Genomic DNA, 1,312 nt, shown 5'->3' on the forward strand with positions numbered 1-1,312 from the left:
TTGCCGTGCATTGCGGTTGGGGCCGGCTGTTGATCGGCCACACCTTCCCGGACCCGGCGAGCCTGGCCCTGGAGTTGCTCAACGAGCAGCCCGGCGAGCGGGATATCGCGCTGTATGTGGCGGCGCCGCAGCAGATCCTCGGGATTGATCCCCAGCAGTTGTTTCTCGACCCGTCCGATACCCTGCGCCTGTGGTTCACCGACTATCGCCCGGCAACCCGGGTGTTTCGCGGGTTCCGGATTCGCCGGGTACAAACCGAGGCGGACTGGCAAGCGGTGAACCAGTTGTACCAGGGGCGCGGCATGTTGCCGGTGGACCCGGCGCTGCTGACGCCACGCCATCAAGGCGGCCCGGTGTATTGGCTGGCCGAGGACGAAGACAGCGGCGCGGTGATCGGCAGCGTGATGGGCCTGAACCACCAGAAGGCCTTTCACGATCCGGAGAACGGCTGCAGCCTCTGGTGCCTGGCGGTCGACCCGCAATGTACCCGCCCCGGGGTGGGTGAAGTGCTGGTGCGCCACTTGATCGAACACTTCATGAGCCGTGGCCTGAGCTACCTCGACCTGTCGGTACTGCACGACAACCGCCAGGCGAAAAGTCTCTACGCCAAGCTTGGCTTTCGCGCGCTGACCACCTTCGCCATCAAGCGCAAGAACGGGATCAACCAGCCGCTGTTCCTCGGCCCTGGCCCGCAGGCGGAGTTCAATCCCTATGCGCGGATCATCGTCGAGGAAGCTCATCGGCGCGGGATCGACGTGCAAGTGGACGATGCCGATGCCGGCTTGTTCACCCTGAGCCACGGTGGCCGCCGGGTGCGCTGCCGCGAATCCCTCAGCGACCTGACCAGCGCCATCAGCATGACTTTGTGCCAGGACAAGAGCCTGACCCACAAGGTGTTCAAGGCCGCAGGCCTGAACCTTCCGGCCCAGCAATTGGCCGGCAGTGCCGATGACAACCTGGAGTTTCTCGACGAGCACCAGCGTATTGTGGTCAAGCCGCTGGATGGCGAACAAGGCCAGGGTGTGGCGGTGGATTTGCAGACCATTGAAGACGTGCAAAAAGCCATTGAGGCGGCCCGCCAATTCGACACCCGTGTACTGCTGGAAAGCTTCCACGAAGGCCTCGACCTGCGAATTCTGGTGATCGGCTTTGAAGTGGTCGCCGCCGCCATTCGCCGCCCGGCGGAAGTCACCGGCGATGGCCAGCATTCCATTGGCGCGTTGATCGAAGCCCAGAGCCGCCGACGCCAGGCCGCCACCGATGGCGAAAGCAAAATCCCCCTGGACCATGAAACCCAACGCACCCTGCAGGC

At 64.0% G+C, this 1,312-nt stretch carries 1 protein-coding gene; it reads left to right on the forward strand.

Translation table 11 applies throughout. The features are described from left to right. Positions 1–1,312: N-acetylglutaminylglutamine synthetase (gene ngg, locus HX846_RS23395; RefSeq protein ID WP_178966173.1), on the forward strand; the 1,312-nt coding region annotated here is incomplete at both ends.

The organism is Pseudomonas sp. K5002, assembly GCF_013386655.1.
Lineage (GTDB): Bacteria > Pseudomonadota > Gammaproteobacteria > Pseudomonadales > Pseudomonadaceae > Aquipseudomonas.